Genomic DNA, 21,270 nt, shown 5'->3' on the forward strand with positions numbered 1-21,270 from the left:
GGAGTAAAGCATTTTTTCTTATTAAACTAACTCAGCGGTTTAGTTGAACAAGTCTAATTTATTTAAGGAGGATTATTTTGGAACTCTTTACGTTTTGGTACGTATTAACAATTATAAAATAAAAACACGAAGGGGGTGTTGTTCATGAAAAAGCGGTCAACTTATATATGGAAATTAATTTAGGTAATTGGATTATTTTTATTAACAATCATCAGTTATGATACTAAAAATCAAATTAAAGATAGCTTTACATTTCATTCCGATATAATTTATTGGACTAGGTTTACTATTCTCTTTATATGGGGTATCTATCTATCACTTATTTTTATAAAAAAATGGTCATTTAAAATAAATCTACCTTTACTTATTTGCGTATTCATTCCTTGTTTTTTCTTTTCGTTAATTATGCCATTATCAGCAACTTTTTCAATTTCTTTTTCAACAGGTGGTATGTGGTTAGTAAAAGTTTTAAGCTCCAATTTGATTGAAATTGTTGCAGGTTTAACATTCATGCTAAGCATTTTTAGTAACTCAATAAGCAAGAGTGAATAAAACAGTTTGTGAAGGAATGTACTTAAACTAACGGGTGCTTTAGCAAAAAGGGCTGTTAGTAGACAACCCTTCTTGATATTCAACTAAAGACGCAGGTTAGTTCATTTTCACACATAAGGGATGTGGTTTAATGAAAGTATTTATGAGGGTCATATTTAGTGTAATAACAGTGTTGGTAGGAATAGGTATTGTCAATTGTTTTATAGAAGGTGGGTTTTTAAAGTATCTTTTGAATGGGATAATTGTAACATCATTTCTTCTTTATAATGACAAAAAAAATAAAGAATTAAAGAATGTAAAAGAATAGGTAGCTCTTTTTTCTTGCTCAACTAACGAAGCAGGTTAGTGTAGATACATTTTAATGCATTGTGGATAAAACTTTTATAAATTGTTCTTGGTATATCACAGCATTATAGATTAATGTATTATCAAAGTATGTCCATTTACTCAAACAATAAATTGAATAGCAGAAATGAGGAGAAAGTCAAAATGAGATTAGAAAGCGAGAGAATTTATTTAAGACCTCTATGTGAGTCAGATGCTCCTATTATGTTAGAAAATACACTAGATAAAGAAATACGTTATATGACAGGGACTAATCCTAGTTTTTCTATTGAGCAAATTAAGGCACATATAAAGAATATAAATAATGATTCAAGTCGTTATGATTTCGCTATTTGTCTAAAAAGCAGTGATGAAATGATTGGAGAGTTATCGATTTTAGATATTGATGAAGAAAGCAAAAAAGCAGGATTCAGAATATCAATGGCTTCTATTTCATTAACGGGAATAGGATATGGTACAGAAGCCATTAAAATAGTTCTAAGTTTTGTTTTTGAACAACTCAAATTAAATCGTATACAGTTAGAAGTATTTAACCATAATTTACGTGGAATTAGAGCCTATGAAAAAGTGGGGTTTGTAAAAGAAGGTGTCTTACGGCAGTCTTTATTTTACAATAAAACATATTCAGATGAAATTATAATGGCAATAATTAAAAGTGATTATGACAATATGCTATTGTAATTGTCCTCCTTTGTGAATACATACTCTTAAACTAACGGGTGCTTTAGTAAACCAAGACCATCATTTCGAGGGTCTATTTTTTTTCCAAAACATCAAGTAGATCTTAGGAATTCATTGTGAAATGTTACATTTAAACTAACGCCGCAGGTTAGTTGAATAAGATTTTGATTTTAATAGTAATTTGTATTTGTTAAGGGGAGGTTCTAAAATGACATTAGCTATTTTTGTAGGATTAGCATTTATAATTTTTATATTTTCTTTATACCTAACTGAAAGGAATAAGAAAAATAGACTAATAACTGGAGTAATCATGCTGTTATCGGTTTTGACTTATCCGTTAACACTTCCTTTGTTACACGAAACTAAAGTTATACATGGTTTAGAGGGGACAGGTTCTTTAATTGTTTTTCATCTTCTTATATTCTTAGGTGGAATTATCACAATCATTGCAGGGATTTTCACTAAAAAGAAACCAATTGAGAGTAAATAATAAAAATTTTATTTAACTAACGGGTGCTTTAGCAGAATAGGGCTGTCAGTAGACAGCCTTTATTGTTATTCAACAAAAGCAATAGGTTAGTTTAATGAATATATTTAAATATTGCACTAATAATGAAGGGAAAATGAATGTGAATAACGAATGTTTTAAGGTGTAAATAAAGTTGAATACGATGTTTAAGGAGAATGAAGCAGTGGATGATTATTAGGTAATTGGGGAATCGAATGAAAACCAATAAGTAGAATTACATAGCTTATTTAATAACGAATGGTGAACACAGAAGAGTCAACTATCTGAAATTAGGAGGTTGCTAGATACCAGCAGCGTAGTACTGAGTTTGATTAATGATAAAACAGGAGAATTAATTGGATTTGCAAGGGTGATTTCAGACACTCTTTATAGAGCGTTTATATTTGATGTTATTGCTAAAGAGAATTACAGAAATAATGGTATAGGTACTATTTTGATGAAGAGTATTTTGGAACATCCTCATGTTAGAGATGTAGAAAGAGTAGAACTTTACTGTCCTGATAGGTTGGTTCCGTACTATAAGAAATTTGGTTTTTCAACAGATGTAAATGGAAGTAATTTAATGAGATATAGAAAATAACATCTATATCTCACGGAGGCGATTAATAAATAAGGATTGTGCTCGTTTCCATTAAATGGACCAGTAATAGAAAGAGTAAATATTTCACTCTTTGTACTAATTAACTTCAAAATATGAAAGTGGGGGTACTTTAATGGAACAAGTTTTCAAGGAAGTAATGCATATCATGAATCGCGATTATGCTGGATATAAAGATAAAAAAGGAGTAAATATAACAGTAGATTTTTTAAATAAGATAGAGCAGTTAAAAGGCAGTAATCTGTTAACACGAGAGAAGTTTGTGGGAATAGTTAAGGACTATTTATTATATTTTAATGACCAACATATTTATTTTCTTGATCAGGCTGAAAGTACAATAAATAATAAAGCAGTTGACAGAGGATTTCGTTTGCGTCGTTATAAGGATTATCTGTTTGTTACACAAGTGAATAACGAAAATAGATTAAAAGAAGGAATGTTCTTCAAATCGGTCGGAGGATATACTATCCCTGAATTAAAGGAGAAGCATCTTCAATTATTAAATGAAAATCATGCTGAACGGGAACAATGGATGCCCATTCTAGGTTTGTATGACTATGGAGAAATTGAGGATGTTGAAGGGAATACCAGTGTTTTTAGTTTTAAATGGTACGAAAAGGCAAAATATATTCCAACGTATTCTATTGGAAAAATAGATGATAAGACCTTATTGTTAACGATTTCCGGTTTTATGAACCCCGATGCAATTGTAACTTTAATCGAAGAAAATCAGGTTTTGCTAGATACAACGGAAAATTGGATTATTGATGTACGTATAAATTATGGAGGTAGTGATTCAAGCTTTCATCCTTTATTTCCCTATCTTATGCCAATAGAAGGGGTTGAATTAGCTGATCCTGAAGAAAAGATGCTCTTTAATTGTACTAAAGCTAATACAGATAGAGCATTGGAAGATTTAAATAGTGGCCTAGATAATATTCAAGATGAACAGGCGAAACAGTTTTTACATGTTTTTAAAAGAGAATGGGAGAAAAATAAAGGAAAAGGATTTGTGGAGTTTGATTTTACTGAACTTTTTACTGACACCTTTATAAAAGGCAGCAATAGCCCCATGCGAATAGTCGTTTTATCGGACTATATGTGTGGTAGCTCTGGTGATTCATTTGTAGAAGTGTGTAAGAAGTCTTCTAAGGTAGTGGTAGTTGGAAGACCAACAATGGGTTTAAATGATTATGCAAACCTCGTTACTAAGAAATGGACTGAAGGCTTTGAACTTATGTACCCTACTTCTCGTTTATCAAGAATTGATAAGGGGTTGGGGATGACTGGTAAGGGAATTGAACCTAATATATATATACCTTGGACGCCTAAGCATATAGATTTTGATATTGATTTAGAAAAAGCTTTAGATTATTTATCAGCAGAAACCAATTAATTACTCACAAGATAATATTTCTCTAAAAGGTACAAGAACATGGTTGTGAAGAATTATACTTACGTTATCGAGTGCATTAGTTCAAGAACATTGGGTTGCTTAGGCAACTCTTTTTTCTTATTGAACTAAAGGTGCAGGTTAGTTCAATAACCATAAAAGAAACTTCAACTGGAAATTAACGACTTATTATGAAAAGGGGAAATTCTTATGAGAATAAAATACTTTTTCTTTTCTTTAATAGCTATTGCTTTTTTATCGGGTTGCTCCAACGATTCATCTGCTGTTATTAACAATTCATCAGCAGAATGGGCTTTTGAATTTGTCGTTTGGAATGGTTATATTTATCAATTAAGTGATAAATATGTAGATGATGTAGATGAAGAAATTGGTGAAGTAACAAAGTATTCAGATATGGAGGGAACGTACTTTGGAAACTTCTCGAATGTGTATGAAAAAGGTACAAAATATTACGCTATGAAAGGAATAAGAACAGAAGAAGCAATTGCTATTGAAGAAGAAGGTAAGTATAGAAAAGCGATTAGGGATGGAAAGTACGGAGAAAAATAACTTTTATTTTTTACTAACGGGTGCTTTACTTCAAGAAGGAGTAAAGCATTTTTTCTGATTAAACTAAAGGTGCAGTTTAGTTCAATAAGTAAAAATAGGTTTTTAATAATTTCAAATGGAAAATTGGCGTAAAATTGGAACTTTTATTTATTTCAAGCGTATTAAAGTAAATGGGCAGGATAGTAAACTATGGTTTCAAACTTTCAGTGGGGGGGGTTGTAATTGAAAAAAAATAGACAAGCCATTATTTGGGCTGTAATCGCTATTGTTCTTGTTTTAATTTGGCTTTTTACAAGATAAGGTTTATCGAAGTAACGGAGTGCGTTAGCAGAACAGGGATAGTCAGAGACAGCCTTTATTTATTCAACCAAAGAAGCAGTTTAGTTAAAGAATAAGTTTTAAACAGGACTATTGATTAAGTACGTAGTATTTACAAAGTAGAATGTAAAAAGAGGGGGTTAATCTTTTTGAAATTTTATAGATTTGACAAAGAAGTAGGAAAAAACATTTCTCATTTTAATTCAAATTTCATTATGTCTCGAATTGTAAAAACAGAAAAACCTACAAAAATTGGTTGCATGCATTTAGAAGCTAATGGAATTGTAGGTTTCCATCAAGCTGTTACCCCACAATTACTCATTGTTGTAAATGGGGAAGGATGGGTTCGTGGTGATGATGAATTAAAAGTAAATATAAAAGCTAATGATGTGGTCTTTTGGGAAAAGGGAGAAGGACACGAAACGGTAACTGTAACTGGACTAACTGCAATTGTAATTGAGTCTGAAGAATTAACCCCTTCTAATTTTATGCCAATTAAAGAACTAAAATAAAAAAATCTTGTGCAACTAACGGATGCTTTAGTTGATTTACATGGGTTGCTTAGGCAACTCTTTTTTCTTATTGAACTAACGCAGCAATATTGTTCAATAAGAGGTTATTGGCACTTAGCTTGATAATAGGGGGAAATGGTTTGAAAAATTTACTAAAATGGAGTTATTTTTGGTGTTATTAATCGGTATTTTAATAGGCTATCTTGGGATACCTATGCTATGGCGTTTACTTTATCATATTTAACTTTGCGGTGGATATTTATCTAAGATTGTGAAAAGGTGTACTTAAGCTAACGGCGCAGTTTAGTTGAATAAGGAATTAGAACAAATAACAATCAAATATTTTAAAGCCGAAGCTCATCATTTAAGTAAAAAGGAAAAATATAGAATGAACAAACCATATACATTAACATTTATAGAGGGAGGATTAGAATGAAAAGATGCCTATGGATATTTGTTTTTATATTTTTTATAACTGGATGCCAATCAAATGAAAATAAAGATTTGAAACCACCTCATCCGACTATAACGGTTGATAATCAAGAAATTTCTTATGCAATGGGGACATATTCTTGGTCGGAAAATGGAAAAGTTGTTATTGCTGATTCGGCATCCCCAGCTGAACTTGTAGAAAAGGTGAAGGTGAATGAAGTTCCAAGTGGGAAAACAATATTAATTAACTTTGACTACAAACCTTCTTCAATCGAAATTGGTATTTGGGAAAACAATGGCGTGGATCTTAAAAGATCTAATACCCATGAATTTACATTACCAGAGGAAGAAGGCGAATTCATTTTTGTCATTCACGCAAGTTGGGATGAAGGTGATGGAATTTATGCTTTCCGAATTAAAACAATTAATAACTAATATGCCTCTATTAAGGGGATTTTTTATGGCTCTCTTTTATAGAGGAATAGCTTCATGGATGGCTAACGGGTGCTTTAGCATAACAAGGCTGGTTGAATAATGTCTTTATCGTTATTCAACTAAAGCCGCAGTTTAGTTCAATAAGAAGATTTTTTAGGGAACACCAAAAATTCTAATCGGGAGGTAATATGTTGGAAAGGAAATATAATTTATGGTCATTCATTTTATGTTTGTTTATATTAACTCTTGCATTCCAAGCTTTATATGCTTCATTTAACAGAACTTGGCAAGTGGCACCACCTGCTTTGACTTTATGGTTACTCACCGTCATTACTTTCGTTACGGGTATTATTGGATTTAAAGACAAAAGTAGTAGGAGTGCGAGATGGAGAAGTTGGCTGACAGTGCTAATTGCATTCCCTCTTTCGGCAATTTTTCTGTTAGGGGTAGCGATAAATACATTTGCGAGAGAACCCCTTGAAACAGCACAATCACCTGACTCTAAAATCATCATCAACTTTTACACATTAAACGGTGGAGCGACTACTTCCATTAGTGTAACAGGAATTGTAAATGGTCCCCTTTGGTTTAAAAAGAGGATTTATTACCAAGACCATATGCACAAGGTTGATGTGGAATGGACAAATAACCATATCGTCACGATTAACAATCATACTTTGAACTTGAATAAAGGGGAAACCTTTTAGAATTAATAATTCTTTTTACTAATGGGTGCTTTAGTGGTAGATCATTGAGCTGTTAATACAGCTTTTGTTTCTTATTCAACAAACGGTGCAGTTTAGTTGAATAAGGAATAGGTAACAAATAGTGGAATTTGATTGTTATAATTAACTAAAGGTAATCGCTTGTGAATAAGAAGAAAAATAAGAGTAGCACTTTGGGGGAAAATATATTATGAGTACATTTGTTTATATGGTGAGACACGGTGAGTCGCCAAAAGAAGGAAATGAAAGAACAAGAGGATTAACCAAAAAAGGTTATTTAGATGCTCAACGAGTAACTGAGTTAATGAAAGATGAAGAAGTTGATGCAGTTGTTTCAAGTCCATACGTACGTTCAATTTTAACTGTTGAAAAGTTAGCTCAACAAATAGGGCAAAAAGTATTAGTGTTTGAAGGTTTAAAAGAGAGGATTTTTTCTTCTGAAGACAATCGAGTATCTGATAAAGAATTAGTTCCACTTTTGAAGAAGTCATTTTTCGAATCAAATTTCGCTTTAGAGGGAGGAGAATCAAATGCTGATTGTCAAAAAAGAGCTATAAAAGTCTTTAAAGAACTATTAGATACTTTTAGAGATAAAAAAATAGTGATAGGTACTCACGGGGCGGTTATGACCTTGATTATGGGATATTTCGATAGCACCTATGACTTGAATTTTTTACATAGCACATCAAAACCTGATATTTATAGAATGGAATTCTATGAACGGGAATTAGTGAATGTTCAAAGACTATGGGGTGTAAATATTGGTGTTAACCAATATAACTTTTTTTGTTATTGAACTAACCTCTCCCTTAGCAGAACAAGGAGGCAGGAGACAGCCTTTATTGTTATTCAACTAAAGACGTAGGTTAGTTAAAACTTTTGGGGGGAAAAAGATGAAGCAAACAATAAGAGCAAGAATGATGGGCATTTATGATTTGTTTTTGGCGACGGGTGCAATTTGGTTCGGAGTTCAAATGGTGTTGTCAAGTAGTGGAACAATCTTTGCCGAGAAATATCCTGATAGTTGGGCATCCAGGCTCCCTTTTGATAGTTGGGTTATGCCTGGGGTTCTCGCAATTGTCATATTTGGACTGGGTAATATACTAGCGGCGGTGTTTAGTTTCAAAAAAAGGCATAACAGTTCGTGGTATGCAACTGCCATTATGGGAGCAGTTTTCTTTTTTAGCTTGATTTTTCAGCGCATTATTTTAGAGGAATCATATATAGTAAATGGTCCATTTTTAGTTTTGAGCGTTATTCAGTTATGTCTGAGTGGATACGTATTTTTGGGTTATAGAAAAGGGCTTTGATTGCGACCAAAAAATAAAATCGGAAGGTTTTCACAAACGGGCGCGATTGTTTAATAAGCGTCTCTGTACTTATTAAACTACCATGAAAAATAGTTTCTTCAAGAAAAGAAAAATGACAATACTTAAGAAGACCCCTGTTAAATCATAAAAAAAGGGGAGAGCGTAAATAAGTCTATGGATTACGTTAGACTGGATTAAGGTAAGTATCAGTATCGACACTTCCTAACCATTTTCATTCTCTGTAGTGCGGCACTGATTTTGTGCTGCATGGATGGCTAACGGATGCTTTGCTTCAAGAAAGGGTAGCATTTTTTCTTATTGAACTAACGCGGCAGTTTAGTTCAATAAGGAAAATCAGTGAAAGAACTGAAAATTTAAATATCTAAGATGAATAGTTCTATGAGAATTTCAAATAATTACTTGTCAGAAGGATTGGTAAAATAATATTATTCTCCCATAGATAATTCAAAATGACATGAGCTGTTGTTGGATCACAGGTAGAATTGCAGATTTCGAATCAAACGGTATATATTACGATACATCTTCCACATTGAGTAATACTCACATATCGCCACATCTCCGACATGTATACACCTTTAATTTATTTAATCTTTTCACTCATTTTTGAAACAGAAATTCCTCTTGCTCCGTCTAACATTTAATACTAAAAGGAGTTGCCCTATGACCCGACTCGAAAAATTTATATATGATTATGGTGATGAGTTGTTGAGACTTGCTTATACATATGTGAAAAATAAGCAAGCTGCGGAAGACATTGTCCAAGATGTGCTACTAAAAGCATTTGAAAAGCAAACATTGTTTCGTGAAGAGGCCACGTATCATACATATTTGTATCGAATGACGATTAATCGCAGTTACGACTATTTGCGAAGTTGGCATTATAAAAATACGACTATGGTCGAAAAAATTCAGCATTTATTTGGCCGATCGACAGAGCAAGATATCGTGACGCAATCAGAAAATCGTCAACTCGCACAAGCCGTTCTTTCATTACCGCTGAAATACCGTGAAGTCATTGTACTTACGTATTACTTAGACTATTCGTCAGAGGAAATTGGTATGCTACTAAATTGTTCATCGGCTACGGTGCGTACAAGGCTTGCTCGTGGTCGTAAAAAACTTAAATTGGTGCTTAAGGAGGACGGCTTTGATGGAACGATTGAAAACGGGTATTGATGAGGTGATTGGCGAAGAGTTCTGGATGACGAAGGACCTTGCACGGAAAATGGCTAAACCGAGAAAAAAATTGACGCGTACTCCAATATTTGCAATGGTAGGCATCGTTTCAATCGCGGCATTGCTTCTTACGATTACATTATGGTCAGCCCAATCAGGGATTTTAAGTGCTGCCACAACAAATGCACTTGGGGACCATGGAGAACTTTTTAACACGTATTTCGAGGCAATTGATGCACTGGATCCAGAAATGTTAAATCTAGTAGCATCCCCGGCATATGGTGGGACTGTGGATGAGTTATCTAAAAAGTATGAAAATATAGATTTTTTGAAAGCGGAATTTCTACGGGAGCTTGACGGCATCATTTGGATGAAATTTATGGTGATGAATAAAGAAGGAGAAAAATGGAACGAAGTTGTTACGTATTACCAAATTGTTGATGGCAAAATATATGAATCAGTTTATGATCAACCCTTTTATATATACGAGCATTTTGATATTGAAGTAGCGCAGGCGCAAGCCATTTTTGGTTCCGGTGGATATAGTCATAATAACAATCAGTTTGTGGCAATAGATGATGGAAAATTGCTTGTGAGTGGCTCTCGTTCACGTAATAAAGTAGAGTCAGCCATCGAGTTATACTTAAAAGAGATTGGCAAGGAAAATGTGTTTAAACATTTCCAACAACCTCGACTTATCTACAAAGATAATGGAAAAGTTTTATGGTTATCGGCAGATGGATTTGACATCGTCTTTACGAGAAAAGGCGAGCGCATTTTAGTGGATAACCAAGGCGCCGAATATTATCTGCAAGGAAGATACTAACAAAACATGTCGGCCAGTCTTCGTGTTCTTAATAATTTTCAAGCACACGAAGACTGTTAACACCTATTAAATTGTAATATTGTGAAGTGTTTCACTTAAACTAACGAGGTACTTTAGTAGAGCAGGTCTGTCAGTAGACAGCCTTTCTTGTTATTGAACAAAGCACCCCTTACTTGAATAAGTCTAATCTATTTTAGATGGATTATTTTGGAATATTTTTAGCTTTGGAAAGTATTAACAATTATAAAAAACGCTTTGGGGGATTATCTTGAAAAAAGACATGATAAAAGTGGTATCTGTTTTTGGTATAGGTTCTATTTTAGTTTTATTGGTTCCTTTTCTCTTTAATTATTTTTTATTGAACGTATAATATCAGATTCAAGTAAGATTGTGAAATGATACACTTAAACTAACGCAGCAGTTTAGTTGAATAAGGAAGTTTGTTAAAATTGAGATATATGCATGGAAGGATTAAATATCCAAGTCAATACACTCTGGTTTACAGGGAAAGGGGGAAACAAATACATGCCGATTTACCATAAAGTAATTGGAGAAGGATATCCCATTGTTATATTGCATGGTTGGACACTTGACCACCAAGTGATGTTACATGCAATGGAACCGTTATTCGAGAAACGAAGCGGTTGGAATAGAATATACATAGACTTACCAGGCATGGGGCATTCCGAGTCACAACCATCTATTCAGAACTCTGACGATATGTTAGAAGCAATATTACATCTTTTGGACGAAATTATCCCGGGTAAACCGTTTATTATTTGTGGTAATTCATATGGCGGGTACATTGCCAGAGGTATAGTCCGTTCAAGGCAGGACAAAGTTCGTGGATTACTGCTGATGGCACCAATGACTATACCTGAATTCGATGAAAGGGAAGTACCACAGCAAACCGTTCTAAAAAGAGACAGCAACTTGATATCACTTTTGTCTCCAGAGGATGCTGATGAATTTTGCTCCATGGGGGTGGTGCAGGGTCAAACTGAATGGGAGAGGTTTCGAAATGAAATTTTACTTCCTTCTAAACAAACAAATATTGAATTCTTAAACCACATTCGTCAAAATGGATATGGCTTTACCTTCGATATTTCATCTAAACTTGAGTATCCCACGCTAATTATCACAGGGCGTCAGGACAATATAGTCGGATACCACGATGCGTGGCGGCTAATTGAAGATTACCCAAGGGCAACTTTTGCAGTGCTTGATATGGCTGGTCACAACCTACAAATCGAACAAACCGATGTATTTAACGCATTAGTTCATAACTGGTTAAACAGACTTGAATCTGTAAATTTTTGATTGGTGTAACGTTTCATAAATTAGAGTTTCCTATTTAACTATAGGAGTGCTTTAGTTAACAGACCATCTCGATGGTCTGTTTTTTTATCCAAAACATCAAGTAGATCTCTGAAATCCATTGTGAAATGTTACACTTAAAATTAACGCAGCAGTTTAGTTGAAGAAGAAGGTATTTTTGCGATTTTGTTGAATAAGTTAATATATGTAAATTATTGGACAGAAGGGATGCTTTACTTCAAGTCTGTGGCGATACTTTTTTCTTGAACTAACGACGCAGTAGAGTTCAATAAGACTAATTCATGGAATATTGAAACATTCTGAATGGTTTTTCGTATATACGAGTAAGTAAAGGGGAAGGAGGTAATGTATGGAAGCGGATTTTATCTACATATCATCAATTATTGTGGCGATTTTGTTGATGTCCATTGCAGTTTTTCAAGTGCTACTTTCATTAGGCTATCCTTTTGGTGAATTTGCAATGGGTGGACATTATAAGGTTTTACCTAAAAAATTACGTATTGCGAGTGTTGCTAATGCTTTGATTCTGTTATTTATGGGCTTTGTTTTTCTGCAACATACTAATGTCTTAATTGGTGTAGATTTTTTATCTACAAACATATTAGTATGGGTTATTACAATTTTCCTCGGCGTTAATACAATAGCAAATCTAATATCTCGGAGTAAGAAAGAGAGATTTGTTATGACACCATTATCAGGTTTTACTTTCATATTATGTTTATTTATTGCTTTATCATAGGATTATTTCTTCAATACTTATTCAACTGACATGAAAATTAAAAAACGCTCAAAATCTATAAAATTGCATAACAAAAGAGACTCAGAAAAAGCTTTTTAAAAAAAGGCTGAGCATTCTGAATGATTATATTGAGTTAATAGGTAAATCAAGAAACATCTCCATTCTTCCTAAAATAAAGGCAAGGCTGGTGGAACCAATCAAAAAGGATTAATCTCCCATAAGTGCTACCCATATAGGGTTCGACAGTCTGTGATGCACCGAGATCGTTGGAGTCAGACTAACGGATGGGCTCTATGGCACCATAGTGTATCGACCTTCTTCGCCAGCCATAGAAACAGTATAGACAGTGGTATCCATTTTCATGCTCTGTGGTGAAGCGCTGATTTTGCGCTTCATGGATGGCTAACGGGGCAGTTTGGTTCAATAAGAAAATACCATTCAAACATGGTAATATGAGGGTAAACACCAAAGGAGAACACTCAAATGTCATTTATAACCATTGAAAAAGCAACCATTACGGATGCTGAAAAACTAACAGAAATTAAGAAAAGGACTTTTGATGAAGAAGTGAAAAAGTGGCTTCCAAATCAAGATGATGTAATTGACTACAATATTCAGCCACCAGGATATTCTTCTGTTGAAATGACTAAATATATGATTAGAGAATTGGAATATTTTAAAGTCTTACAGGATAAAGAAATTATCGGTGGAATTATAATTACTATTTCTGGTAAAAGTTTTGGGAGAATAGACCGTATTTTCGTTGATCCTAACTATCAAGGTAAAGGAATAGGTTCTAGAGTAATAAATTTAGTAGAGGAAGAGTTTTGGAATGTGAGGACTTGGGACCTTGAGACGTCAAGTAGACAAATTAACAATCATTATTTTTATGAAAAAATGGGTTATAGAACAACCTTTGAATCTGAAGATGAATATGGTTATCTAAAGAAAATAGAAACTTCATCAGAAAAAGAAAACATAGCTGAAAATAAAAACATTTCAAGCTTCCAATACGTGAATTGCGATATGGCAAAAACGGAGTTTTATGGTGTAAATTTAGAAAGTAGTTCGTTTAGTAACAGTAATGTAATGAATAGTCATATTAGCAATTGTAATCTTAGTCACTCGAAGTTCCAAAATATAAATTTTAAAAATTCTCTATATGCCGATTTAAATCTTTCTAACAGTGAGATGATATTTGTCACTTTAGGTGGGGTTAGTTTCATTGATACAAATCTTGGAGATGAAAATAAGCCAATCTCATTTGTAAGATGTGACCTTGAAGGAAGTAAATTGAGTAACTGTAATCTTAGAAATGTAGAAATACAAAAGAGTGATTTGACTGGTATGAAAATTGATAATGTTCCAGTAGAAGATCTTATTGAAGCTTACTATCAATTGAATAAAAAATAAACACTTTGTATTACCTTAAATTTTAATTGCTTATTCAACTAACATGAAAATTAGTTTCTTAAAGGAAAGAAAAATGACAATACTTAAGAAGACCCCTGCTTAATCGTTAAAAAAAAGAGGAGAGCGTAAATAAGTCAATGGATTACGGTAGACTGGATAAAGGTCAGAATCAGTATTGGCACTTCCTGACCAATTCATTCTCTGTGGTGCAGCACTGATTTTGTGCTGCATGGATGGCTAACGGGTGGTTTAGTTATAGATCATGGGTTGCAAATGCAACTCTTTTTTTCTTGTTGAACTAATGTCACAGGGTGAAACAATTGTGATTATTAACCGTAGAATAATAATATAAGTATTCTGCATTGAATGGGAGGTAATGTTATTGTGTATGGTATTGAACCGATAGTCTGGCTTAAGTTGATCTTTGTGATAGTAATTTTTTCATTATTGTTTATTATTTTTGGTTCAGTTATGAGAAGGTGGTTGAAAGTTGAAAAGAAGAAGCGTTTTTCACATAACCACGTGAATGACAAACACCAAAAAATCGATTGGACGATTAGAATAATTTTCATCGCTTTTATAATATTGGGATCTTCTATTAATGTCGCTCGAGATTATACAGAACGAATTTGGTTTTTAGAGTCATGGTATTTATTATTCGGTTTAACGATATTGTCCGAGGCAGTTCGAGCATTGATGGAATGGAAATATGCGGATAATAAAAAAGCATATATTTTTACTTTGAGTCAGTTAGTATTTGGCATGATATTAGTAATTTCAATATTGAGAACTAACTTTTTGGGTATGTTTTAACGAACTTTGTTCTTCAACTAACGAGGTGCTTGTGCGGCCGAGCCTAGGTCGTATCATATAGCGGGTGGGATTCCCGTCGAGAAAGAACTAGCCATTCACTCGTAGCGAGTCTTGGAGGGCTAATGGTAATATTAGACTTTAAGCGTAGACAGTTAGGTGGTGGGCCGAAAGCTACATTTTTATCCATCGTTAAAGGCAAGAAGGATAGAACCTCTCTGGAGTCAGAGACCTTGGCATGTCAAACATGGATTTGATACGGCAACTCGGGAGACCCTACCGGTCTTTTCTTCTTATAGAAGAGTATGGTGTACAAGCGATAATAAGCAAGGAAGCCAAATGCCGTTGTAGGGAGTCGGATAGCAGCGTAGTACCAATGAAGTTGGGTAATGCCGATGGAGGAAAGGCTGCTACCAAGTTATCACCCTGACTAGGGACACATTTACTACACGCAGAGGTAGGGATAATAAATGGAAACAAAACTATTAAGGATAACAGAATTAGCAAAAATTTGAGTGAAAGAGATTAGCTATATTTTGTGAATGGTGACTAGGAATAGCCTTGTGCGTAAATAGCGCAAGCACGATTCTGTGAGGGGGGAGGAACACAATCTACCGAAAGGTAGAGAGGTTCCCTTCTACTCGACTAGTTGAAGAAGAAAGTGTTAAATAAAGGCTCTGTTAAAGAATAATGTTGAAAATCCTTTTGGAATATTCTTTGTATCGAACAACTTTTATTAAGTGAAATCATCTATGTAAAAAGTAGCGAAAAAAATGAGGTGATATTATGCGATTTATGTTCAATAAGATAACACTTTTCAGCATAAGTTTTTTATCATTTTGTTTAATAGTAATTGGATTTATATTACAAGCCATCCTTATCCCTTTACAAGATATTAATCTTATAAGTAATAAAGAGCTATTGGAATTTCAAAAAGAATATGCAATAAACTATCCCTTAGGAACAGGGCTACTCTATTTAGGTCTGTTTCTAATGATTTTAGTTATAATTCTATTTATTATTAAGTTTATAAAATCAAAAAGTAATAACCAAAAATCAGATGTATAACTATCCAACTACAATATTTGTACTTCAACTAACGGAGTGATTTAGTAGAAGATCATGGATTGCTTAGGCAACTCCTTTTTCTTATTAAACTACCGGTGTAGTTTAGTTGAAGAGTGTTGTTTAACTTGTGTTCAACAATCAGGCCAAATTATGGAACAAGATTATTGAATTAACTGTTGGATTTGCAAAGGATGTAGAGGTTTTAATTAGATTATAAGTAGGAATTGAGGATTTATATGGAAAAATCGAAAAATAATCAAAATAAAATAACTGCTGGCTTGTTGGCCGTATATTTATTTGTATTAACATGGATTATACTCTTTAAAATGCAATTTTCATTTCAAGACTTGCGTCATTTCACGGATTTTAGGGGAATCAGCTTAATCCCTTTTGCTGGTTCAGTTATTGTTAATAATCAAATAGATTTTAATGAAATAATCTTTAATTTAATTGCATTTATCCCATTTGGAATTTATATGAGTATGCTAAAACCAAATTGGTCTTTCTTGAAAAAGATTGTACCAATAGCAGGAGTTAGTTTGTTATTTGAAGTATTGCAATTCATCTTTGCTATAGGAGGTAGCGATGTAACTGACCTTATGGGAAATACATTAGGTGGAATTATTGGAGTTGGAGTTTATATTGTATTTTGTAAGCTGTTTAGTACAAAAGCAAATAAAATCCTTAATGTTTTAGCTTCAATCGGAACGATATGTATTTTTGCATTAATGCTGTTATTAATTATTGGTGTTATTAGGTACGGGAATTATGAATAATTATTGATGTGTTGGGGCTTTACTTTCAGGAACTTTATACTGCAATCGGGCGCGATTGTTTAATAAGGGTCTCTTTCTTACTCAACTAACCGATGCTTTGGGCAGCTAAGGTTTGAACTCGGTATTGTACCGGGCTCAGACCTTTAAATTTTGACTTAATTCGTTTCGTATTATAGTACTCGAAATATTTTTCTAGTTCTAGTTTAAAATGTTTTACACTTTCAAATTCTTTGAGATATAGAAGCTCGGACTTCATGATGCCAATGAAATTCTTCATGACTGAATTATCATAACAGTTACCTTTACGAGACATACTTTGCGTGATTTCTCTTTAGAGTAAAGTCTGACTGTACTGTTTCATTTGATAATTGAATTAGAAAAGCTCAATCCATGGTATTCGGATTGAGCTTTTTGAACAAGTTGTAAATTTAACATTTTAAAGTAAGAGCATTTCTTTGAAATAAGAAATGCATTTTATTTTTGTGAAAATTAAAAGGACATTTAAATAACAAAAATAATATAATGAAAAACAATACGGATTTATTGCGAAACGATAAATGATGTGTTAAATTTATATTGTCATTAAATAAGTGAGGTGCTTAATATGAATGTTAAACGAGGTTCAACCACTTTCTTAAAGGTAATTATTTTTCTGGCTGGAATTGCAGTTCTTGCTTTATGTATATTTTTAGTGCCCCATATGGCGAATTTCGCATCAAAATTGTATCCAAATATTGCCCCATTGAAATATCTCGTTTTCATCGTGATGTATGGAGCGGCTGTGCCTTTTTACTTTGCTCTCTATCAGGCTTTCAATCTTTTACGGTACATTGACGAAAACACAGCGTTCTCGGAATTATCTGTAAAGTCGTTAATGAACATAAAGTGCTGTGCGATTACAATCAGTGGTTTGTATGTATTAGGTTTGCCACTCTTCCGTTTTATAGCGAAGAAAGTTGACCCACCTATTGGATTAATGGGACTCATCATCATTTTTGCTTCGTTGGTTATCGCCGTTTTTGCTGCTATCCTCCAACGGCTTCTACAAGAAGCGATTAACATAAAATCAGAAAATGATTTGACGGTCTGAGGTGGATGATATGGCAATTATTATTAATATTGATGTGATGTTAGCAAAACGAAAAATGAGTGTAACGGAGCTTTCGGAGAGGGTTGGAATTACTATGGCGAATATTTCCATTCTGAAAAATGGGAAAGCAAAAGCGGTTCGTTTTTCAACATTAGAAGCGATATGTAAGACTTTGGATTGTCAGCCAGGTGATATTTTGGAGTACAAAAGCGACGAAGACACTCAATAAAAACAGACAACAAATTTATTTAACTAACGGGAGTTGATAGAGAATTTTAGGGATAGCTTAATTGCTATCCCGTCTTTGCGTTTTTTGATGTAATTTATTCTGAGAATTGCATTGATATTAGTGACAAAAAATATGATGTGATTTGCAATGTTTGCACCTCAAAGGGAACCTGTTAAGAAAAACTCGGTTCCTTTTTAATTTGATAATTCTTATCAGTACCCGACTTTGTTGTCACGATGAAAATACTTCTGGTACCCGACTTAATTGTAACTGAACATTAGTTTAATAAGGTAAAAATAATAGGATTATACAAAGTGAGAAATAAAAAGAGTAGAGGAGGAATTTAAACTTGGATAAAACTCAAGTAATGGTTGAATTTAGCCTGTTTGGTGATGAGTTCCCAATAGATCATGTGACCAAAAAGTTGGGAATTGAACCAACTGAAACTTATAAAAAGGGTGATGTCATCGTAAGACCCTTTAATCCAAAAGTTATTTCAACGAAAACCCGTTATCGAATAGAAACAGCCTGGTCATTAAGCACAGGGTATCAAGAATCATATGATGTTAAAGAACAAATAGATCAAATTTTGGAGCAGTTAAAAAGTAAATTAGCTACAATAAATCATTTGAAAGAAAAGAATAATTTAGAATGTTTATTCTCTATCGTTATCATAATGGAAAATGGATATACTCCAGGTTTACATCTTGATAACCAACAGATTGAATTCGCAATTAGTATAAAAGCCGAGTTTTGATATTGATTTGTATGCTAACCCTTATAAAAGTAATGTTGAAGACAAAATATTGGACAAGCTGTACTTCAATTGAGGTGGTCGAAACTACTGAAAGAACTAGATTACATTCTTGAAGGTTGCGAAAATATTATAGATAATACCGTTTTAGTCACTTGGAAATAATAGGTAAACACTTTTTAATTAATATACATTTTAATGTAAATGTGAATAAATACACTTCAACTAACGGAGTGCTTTAGTTGAATAAATGGCTGCCTTTACAGGGCGGATTTTTCTTTTGGAGAAAATTCCTAAGACGGGTTTTATGTCAACTTAGTGGTAATGATTGAATCTTTCGCGGTTACATCAACGACTTCTTAGTAAAATTTATAAACCAAATATTTTCAATGACAGTCGCTTTTATTCCATGCCTAACATGAGTTTGCCAATTATAAAAACCAGCCAGAGAGGGACAAACAAACGCTATAATCGGATAATCCTTCCGCGTTCCACTTCTTCCTAAGAAATTAGTTTGAGTAATAGCGTAGAGGTAATGAGTTAAAGCGTTATCCTTCGATTGGAAGTGTTCAATTAGCAGGTTCGATCATCTAATAGTATCCACGCCAAAAATCTCAACTCTTTTTACCTGTGAGTTCAGATTCACGAAGCAATTTAAAAAATTGACATTGGAAAATTTATCAAATATAATTTAATTGAACAATGGTTAATTAGGAGGAAAATATGTCACCAAGAAAATCTGTACTTCAGGAATTAACAAGGGAAATGATTATGGAAGCAGCAAGAAACCTTTTTGTGAAGAAGGGGTATCAGCATGTATCAATGAGACAAATTGCTAAAGAATTAGGATACAGTCATGGTGCTCTTTATTATCATTTTGAAAATAAAGCCGAGTTGTTTTACGCATTAGTTCAAGACCATTTCTTAATGTTGGATCAAATACAGATTGATGTAATGAAGAAAGAGATAGGCAAAGAGGAAAAACTAAAGGAAATTCTTATGGGGTTTATTGAGTTTGGTCTTACAAATCAAAGTCATTATGAAATCATGTTTTTAATTAAAGATGAGGAAGTCAAAAATTTTATCAATCAAGAACCTTCCAAGAGCTATGAATTGTTTGCTCAAAACATTTCCTCATTATGTGGCAGTAAAGTCTCATTACAGGAGATATACAGTATCTTTTTGGCTTTACATGGTTTTGTCACGCATTATTGTCGGCATGTTAATACATTTGAGGATGTTAAGGACATGGCGAAAGTTCACGTGAATTTTTTAATCAAAGCGATTTATTGATTTTTTTTAATTTTAATTTACCAGTGGTTAATAAAAGAGGGGGATCGGGATGACGAAAAAAGTGTTAGTATTGGGCGCTTCCGGAGGAATGGGTTATTCTATTGTAAAAGAATTGCTAAGTAGAGGGATTTTGGTGACGGCATTTGCCCGCAATAGGGAAAAGTTAGAGAAACTTTTTGGTGAAGAGGAAAATGCCACTGTTTTTTCGGGTGATCTTTTTCATTTAGAGGATTTGGATAAGGCTGCTCAGGACGTGGACATTATTTATCATTCCGCCAATATTCCGTATATCGAATGGAAAGAAAAGCTCCCTATTTTGATGTCCAATATACTTCAAACAGCAGAAAAGCATGCTGCAAAGCTGGTCATTGTGGATAATATTTATGCCTATGGACGAAGTGGTGGTGCAAAAGTAAGTGAAACAACTACCAAAAATCCACATACGAAAAAAGGAAACATACGCTTGCAGGTTGAAACTCAAGTCAAGGAATTCAATGTTCCGGCATTGATTGCCCATTTTCCGGACTTCTATGGTCCCAATGCGGAAAATACGATATTAAATTACACATTGTTAAATGTGGTAAAGGATAAAAAATCGAGCTATGTCGGTAATCAACGGATTTCCAGGGAATTTATTTACACGCCAGACGGAGCAAAGGCCATCGTCAATCTGTCCCTACTTAATGAGGCGTATGGTCAAAGTTGGAACATTCCGGGACCAGGTGTGATTTCTGGGGAAGAAATTGTTAAGACAATCAGAAAAATCACTGGCTATCAAAAAGGTGTGTCAACGATTTCAAAGAATATGATTCGGTTTTTGGGGTTGTTTAATCGCCAGATGCGTGAAGTGGTTGAAATGTTCTATTTAAATGAAGAACCGGTTGTACTGAATGGTGAAAAATATGAAAAGCTGATTGGAAAAGTCCCAAGTACTTCATATGAAGAAGGTTTAAGACAGACCATTGCATATATGAAACAGAATAAATAGAAACCCATTTCCAGTATGAATCAAACTTAGGGAATTTTTCATCTTTTGTAGACGGCATGCAGTTTGAGTAGCCAGTCCATCAAGAACTTCTGCCCACACCTAATTAATAGGTGTGGGCTATTTGATGCTTCATGGAAAAAACACCTTTTTTGTAATTGAAATGATAGTCATAATGACAATTAAGTTACTTGTTGATGTTTATTGTGGAATGAATACTTAACCGATATTCTTCGTGTAAACTTGATTAATGAAATTCAATTTGTTGATTCAATATAGAGGTTTGTGAAATTATGTACTTAACTACCGGGGCAGTTTAGTTGAATAAGGAAATACTTATTTGAAATATATT

23 protein-coding genes and 1 pseudogene are annotated in these 21,270 nt (G+C 33.6%); 22 read left to right on the forward strand and 2 right to left on the reverse strand.

Annotated elements, in window-relative coordinates; all coding sequences use genetic code 11:
* Nucleotides 1-308: 308 nt before the first annotated feature.
* On the reverse strand, nucleotides 309-542 hold the full coding sequence (locus tag ACEPXD_RS09040; protein WP_391122614.1) for a hypothetical protein: 234 nt from the start codon (nucleotides 540-542) through the stop codon (nucleotides 309-311).
* Between the two features lie 499 nt (nucleotides 543-1,041).
* Here ACEPXD_RS09040 and ACEPXD_RS09045 point away from each other — a divergent pair, with 499 nt between their 5' ends.
* The 17 genes from ACEPXD_RS09045 (at nucleotide 1,042) to ACEPXD_RS09125 (ending at nucleotide 16,567) form a co-directional block, all read left to right on the forward strand.
* The gene (locus tag ACEPXD_RS09045; RefSeq protein WP_391122617.1) at nucleotides 1,042-1,578 is read left to right on the forward strand and encodes a GNAT family N-acetyltransferase; all 537 of its coding nucleotides are present in this window, start codon (nucleotides 1,042-1,044) and stop codon (nucleotides 1,576-1,578) included.
* A gap of 208 nt (nucleotides 1,579-1,786) precedes the next feature.
* Complete coding sequence (locus ACEPXD_RS09050; protein WP_391122620.1) at nucleotides 1,787-2,068, forward strand: hypothetical protein; 282 nt, start codon at nucleotides 1,787-1,789, stop codon at nucleotides 2,066-2,068.
* Nucleotides 2,069-2,384: 316 nt separating this feature from the next.
* On the forward strand, nucleotides 2,385-2,687 hold the full coding sequence (locus ACEPXD_RS09055; protein WP_391122623.1) for a GNAT family N-acetyltransferase: 303 nt from the start codon (nucleotides 2,385-2,387) through the stop codon (nucleotides 2,685-2,687).
* Between the two features lie 133 nt (nucleotides 2,688-2,820).
* The gene (locus ACEPXD_RS09060; protein WP_391122626.1) at nucleotides 2,821-4,101 is read left to right on the forward strand and encodes a S41 family peptidase; all 1,281 of its coding nucleotides are present in this window, start codon (nucleotides 2,821-2,823) and stop codon (nucleotides 4,099-4,101) included.
* A gap of 207 nt (nucleotides 4,102-4,308) precedes the next feature.
* A complete protein-coding gene (locus ACEPXD_RS09065; protein WP_391122629.1) occupies nucleotides 4,309-4,668 on the forward strand; it encodes a hypothetical protein in 360 nt (119 codons plus the stop codon).
* A 467-nt stretch (nucleotides 4,669-5,135) separates the two neighbouring features.
* The gene (locus ACEPXD_RS09070) at nucleotides 5,136-5,498 is read left to right on the forward strand and encodes a cupin (RefSeq protein ID WP_391122632.1); all 363 of its coding nucleotides are present in this window, start codon (nucleotides 5,136-5,138) and stop codon (nucleotides 5,496-5,498) included.
* Between the two features lie 432 nt (nucleotides 5,499-5,930).
* On the forward strand, nucleotides 5,931-6,365 hold the full coding sequence (locus tag ACEPXD_RS09075) for a hypothetical protein (RefSeq protein WP_391122635.1): 435 nt from the start codon (nucleotides 5,931-5,933) through the stop codon (nucleotides 6,363-6,365).
* A gap of 188 nt (nucleotides 6,366-6,553) precedes the next feature.
* Complete coding sequence (locus ACEPXD_RS09080) at nucleotides 6,554-7,072, forward strand: DUF5412 family protein (RefSeq protein WP_391122637.1); 519 nt, start codon at nucleotides 6,554-6,556, stop codon at nucleotides 7,070-7,072.
* Between the two features lie 208 nt (nucleotides 7,073-7,280).
* A complete protein-coding gene (locus tag ACEPXD_RS09085) occupies nucleotides 7,281-7,886 on the forward strand; it encodes a histidine phosphatase family protein (RefSeq protein ID WP_391122640.1) in 606 nt (201 codons plus the stop codon).
* Between the two features lie 97 nt (nucleotides 7,887-7,983).
* Nucleotides 7,984-8,400, forward strand: coding sequence for a hypothetical protein (locus tag ACEPXD_RS09090; protein WP_391122643.1), 417 nt, complete (start codon nucleotides 7,984-7,986; stop codon nucleotides 8,398-8,400).
* 681 nt (nucleotides 8,401-9,081) lie between these two features.
* Complete coding sequence (locus tag ACEPXD_RS09095; RefSeq protein WP_391122646.1) at nucleotides 9,082-9,597, forward strand: sigma-70 family RNA polymerase sigma factor; 516 nt, start codon at nucleotides 9,082-9,084, stop codon at nucleotides 9,595-9,597.
* Entirely contained in the window at nucleotides 9,572-10,423 is an 852-nt protein-coding gene (locus ACEPXD_RS09100) for a hypothetical protein (protein WP_391122649.1), read from the forward strand. Before ACEPXD_RS09095 ends, ACEPXD_RS09100 begins: the two co-directional genes overlap by 26 nt.
* Nucleotides 10,424-10,948: 525 nt before the next feature.
* Nucleotides 10,949-11,743, forward strand: a complete 795-nt coding sequence (locus ACEPXD_RS09105) for an alpha/beta fold hydrolase (RefSeq protein WP_391123122.1) — start codon at nucleotides 10,949-10,951, stop codon at nucleotides 11,741-11,743.
* Between the two features lie 367 nt (nucleotides 11,744-12,110).
* Nucleotides 12,111-12,500, forward strand: coding sequence for a hypothetical protein (locus ACEPXD_RS09110; RefSeq protein WP_391122651.1), 390 nt, complete (start codon nucleotides 12,111-12,113; stop codon nucleotides 12,498-12,500).
* 483 nt (nucleotides 12,501-12,983) lie between these two features.
* Nucleotides 12,984-13,913 (forward strand): GNAT family N-acetyltransferase, encoded by a 930-nt coding sequence (locus tag ACEPXD_RS09115; RefSeq protein ID WP_391122655.1) that lies wholly within the window; start codon nucleotides 12,984-12,986, stop codon nucleotides 13,911-13,913.
* Between the two features lie 384 nt (nucleotides 13,914-14,297).
* A complete protein-coding gene (locus ACEPXD_RS09120) occupies nucleotides 14,298-14,726 on the forward strand; it encodes a DUF4181 domain-containing protein (RefSeq protein WP_391122657.1) in 429 nt (142 codons plus the stop codon).
* Between the two features lie 1,301 nt (nucleotides 14,727-16,027).
* The gene (locus ACEPXD_RS09125) at nucleotides 16,028-16,567 is read left to right on the forward strand and encodes a VanZ family protein (protein WP_391122660.1); all 540 of its coding nucleotides are present in this window, start codon (nucleotides 16,028-16,030) and stop codon (nucleotides 16,565-16,567) included.
* A gap of 85 nt (nucleotides 16,568-16,652) precedes the next feature.
* Here the strand turns inward: ACEPXD_RS09125 and ACEPXD_RS09130 are convergent.
* Nucleotides 16,653-16,940: pseudogene (locus ACEPXD_RS09130) on the reverse strand (transposase); the annotation flags it as partial.
* Between the two features lie 231 nt (nucleotides 16,941-17,171).
* Here ACEPXD_RS09130 and ACEPXD_RS09135 point away from each other — a divergent pair.
* The 5 genes from ACEPXD_RS09135 (at nucleotide 17,172) to ACEPXD_RS09155 (ending at nucleotide 20,921) form a co-directional block, all read left to right on the forward strand.
* Complete coding sequence (locus ACEPXD_RS09135; protein WP_391122663.1) at nucleotides 17,172-17,657, forward strand: DUF2975 domain-containing protein; 486 nt, start codon at nucleotides 17,172-17,174, stop codon at nucleotides 17,655-17,657.
* Between the two features lie 10 nt (nucleotides 17,658-17,667).
* Nucleotides 17,668-17,886, forward strand: coding sequence for a helix-turn-helix domain-containing protein (locus tag ACEPXD_RS09140; RefSeq protein WP_144565805.1), 219 nt, complete (start codon nucleotides 17,668-17,670; stop codon nucleotides 17,884-17,886).
* Nucleotides 17,887-18,253: 367 nt separating this feature from the next.
* Complete coding sequence (locus tag ACEPXD_RS09145) at nucleotides 18,254-18,643, forward strand: DUF4279 domain-containing protein (protein WP_391123125.1); 390 nt, start codon at nucleotides 18,254-18,256, stop codon at nucleotides 18,641-18,643.
* Nucleotides 18,644-19,363: 720 nt separating this feature from the next.
* On the forward strand, nucleotides 19,364-19,933 hold the full coding sequence (locus ACEPXD_RS09150) for a TetR/AcrR family transcriptional regulator (protein ID WP_391122668.1): 570 nt from the start codon (nucleotides 19,364-19,366) through the stop codon (nucleotides 19,931-19,933).
* A gap of 49 nt (nucleotides 19,934-19,982) precedes the next feature.
* Nucleotides 19,983-20,921: an SDR family NAD(P)-dependent oxidoreductase gene (locus ACEPXD_RS09155; RefSeq protein WP_391122670.1), complete on the forward strand. Its 939-nt coding sequence runs from the start codon at nucleotides 19,983-19,985 to the stop codon at nucleotides 20,919-20,921.
* Nucleotides 20,922-21,270: the final 349 nt, after the last annotated feature.

Source organism: Psychrobacillus sp. L3 (assembly GCF_042945595.1).
Classification (GTDB): domain Bacteria; phylum Bacillota; class Bacilli; order Bacillales_A; family Planococcaceae; genus Psychrobacillus.